The following is a 1,239-nucleotide window of genomic DNA, read 5'->3' on the forward strand; positions in this document are numbered from 1 at the left end:
ACGAGAACGGCAGCAGGCTATCGTCAGTCATGGCGGGTGTGGCGCTTTCAGCCTTGGCGAAGATGATGTTTGAACACCAAAATCTTACGCCGCATCAGGACGTTACGCTACATCCGCCAGCAAAACTCCGTGTCCCGGTGAATTAAGACGGGTTAGTCATTAGCCCGTCCTATTCACCGAGTCGCGCGCCGGCAAACAACGTCGGTACATTGTAGATTGTGGCGGCATCGGCTTGACGGTGTGGGCGATGGTGCGGTCTTGGGGTTTGCGGGCGAGGGGTGGGATCGGGGCGATGACGGCCCCGGCGGTTACGGCGCGGCGGGCCGGAGCGCGGTTGCAATCTGGCGGATCAAGGCGGCATGGGGGCACGCTGCCGCGAAGGCGAGGCGGACGCGGGCCGTGGTTTCGACGACGCGAGCGCCAAGTTTCAGCAGCCTGACGCGAATGGTGCTGAATTCGGCCTTGGCCAGGGCATGGGTCTTGGGGATGGCGTCGCGGACGGTGAGCATCAGCCAGTAGGCGGCGGTATGGAGGATCAGGCGCATCTGATTGGCCAAGGGCGACCGGCACGAGGTCCGATCCGAGGCCAGTTGCGCCTTGTGCAGCTTGATCAGGTTCTCGGCCTGGCCGCGCTGGCAATAGAGCGTGTCGTAGATGAACTCGGCGGACCCCGAGGCCAGGCTGGTGACGACGAAGCGGATGTCGAGGCCCAGCGTGGTCGCTTCGATCCGGGCGCAGGCGCGGCGCTCGGCCTTCCACGACCCGGCCCGGTAGCGGGTTTCGGTGTAGCCGCGCAGGCAGGGATTATTGGTTTCGGCGCGCCGCGTGCGGATGTCGTCGGCCGAGGCCTCGACGGCGCGGGCCAGCACGGCATTGCCGGACAGGCCGAAGACATAGTCGATCCCTTGGCTGTCGCACCAGTCCATCACCTCGGGACGGCTATAATGGCCGTCGCCCCGGATGGTCAGCCGGGTGGCGGGCCAGTGGCGGCGGATGCGCCGGACCAGGCGGCGCAGATGGCCGCGCACCTCGGCGCCGGTCGGCGTCTTGCCCGGCCGCAGGATCATCGCCAACGGGCGCCCCGTCGCGGTGTCGTAGATGTGGATGGGCAGGAAGCAGCGCTCGTCGTAATGGGCGTTGAACAAGGAAAGCTGCTGGTGCCCACCCCAGCGTCACCCCATAGAAGAAACGCAGCGCCGCCACGAACTGGTTGAGGCTGGCCCACGAGATCCCTTGCGA

The 1,239-nt window shown here is 66.1% G+C and carries 1 pseudogene; it reads right to left on the bottom strand.

What is annotated here, in order from left to right:
- Positions 1-308 precede the first annotated feature (308 nt).
- Positions 309-1,163, bottom strand: a pseudogene (locus A6A05_RS03530) (IS1380 family transposase); the annotation flags it as partial.
- Positions 1,164-1,239 lie beyond the last annotated feature (76 nt).

It is taken from the genome of Magnetospirillum moscoviense (assembly GCF_001650635.1).
GTDB classification, from domain to species: Bacteria; Pseudomonadota; Alphaproteobacteria; order Rhodospirillales; family Magnetospirillaceae; genus Magnetospirillum; species Magnetospirillum moscoviense.